2 protein-coding genes are annotated in these 1015 nt (G+C 38.3%); one reads left to right on the top strand and one right to left on the bottom strand.

Features of this window, described 5'->3' with window-relative positions; all coding sequences use genetic code 11:
• On the bottom strand, window positions 1–424 hold a 424-nt coding region (locus tag A3757_RS20275), incomplete at its 3' end, for a hypothetical protein (protein WP_156506452.1).
• A 112-nt stretch (window positions 425–536) separates the two neighbouring features.
• Between A3757_RS20275 and A3757_RS20280 the strand changes: the two genes are divergently transcribed.
• Window positions 537–791 (top strand): helix-turn-helix transcriptional regulator, encoded by a 255-nt coding sequence (locus A3757_RS20280; RefSeq protein ID WP_068740186.1) that lies wholly within the window; start codon window positions 537–539, stop codon window positions 789–791.
• Window positions 792–1015 lie beyond the last annotated feature (224 nt).

Genomic DNA, 1015 nt, shown 5'->3' on the forward strand with positions numbered 1-1015 from the left:
GTTCCGTAAGCAAGTCCATTCCGATATCGAGGCTAGTTATTTTTTCTGCTAAAAAATAAAAAACTTCTCCGACCAATTCTTCTCTGATTATTTCTAAAATTGCATGTTGCTTTTCATCTATATCCGTAGATTGGATTTTGCTTATGAGCTCTTTTAACGAAAGATCGTCATTAGGGTAGTATGAGGTAATTCTGTAATCATCGTTTAGGTCAATGTAGTCATCGTCTTTATCACTCTGATATCTCCCTTCAATTGTGATGATTCGATTTTGATAGAGATGATTGAGATAAGCTGCCTGGTTATATGCACAGGACGAAAAGCCAGCCTTCAAAAGTTTACTAGCTGTGGTTTCGCGCTGCCCAATTTTTATTGATGCAATCAGTCCGGCAAATAGGATAAATTCGAAAGTCGTTCTGTTGTCCATATTGAGACGCCCTTTTAATAACAGGAAGGATATATTTTTCAGCAGAGTCGTTGACGTTCAGTACTTTGCTCCTAATTTGGGAGAATCTTATCATGAGCCCATAATCGGCTCAATGAACAAAACAATCTCTTCTGATAATTACAAAAGTTTGATTTCGTGGCTAAAATTGTGTCGTAAAGAGGCAGGTTTAACGCAACGTGATATCAGCTCGCGTCTGAATTATGCAAACAGTTTTGTTCCGAAGGTCGAGCTTCTTGAGCGGAAGCTAGATGTCTACGAATACGTCAAGTACTGCGCTGTTATTGGCGTTGATCCCAGAGATGGAATTGCATTTTTAGAAGGTAAAAAGTTCAACGACGAAAACTAATGCACTTGTTAGTTTTAACCGTCGATGCCTGTCTTTGAATTCATGCATCAGTTTCCTAATATTTATATACCGACATAGTTAGTCCTCTCGAATTCGTGTATCTGTAGACTTAGTCCCGTGTAATTCGTGTTTGAGTGAAGTTAGTCCCGTGAAATTCGCCTTTTAGTAATTATAGTTTAGAGCTGAGGTTGAGCTTATATAAGTCAAGAACAGTCTGTTGGGTA

It is taken from the genome of Oleiphilus sp. HI0117, assembly GCF_001635235.1.